The organism is Halorubrum sp. SP3 (assembly GCF_005435195.1).
Classification (GTDB): Archaea; Halobacteriota; Halobacteria; order Halobacteriales; family Haloferacaceae; genus Halorubrum; species Halorubrum sodomense.
Window position 1 is genome coordinate 907 of sequence record NZ_SGTU01000116.1, and the last position, 241, is coordinate 1,147.

Genomic DNA, 241 nt, shown 5'->3' on the forward strand with positions numbered 1-241 from the left:
AAGCCAATACGCTAAGCCGAGCGCCTCGCGCAACACGACGCCAGCAGCAAATACATAAACTGCCTCTAGGGGAAGCGGGAGGAAGTCAATGGTCGCAACAGCTACCGACATGATGATACCCATCCCAACCCACGCGAACGCGAACTACCGGTCAGCGCTTGTTGACTGTGTCCCCAGGCGAGCCATACCATCTGTTCTCGCGAGTTTAACAAAAAATTTTGCTCGTAAGGGGGGCCCGAAG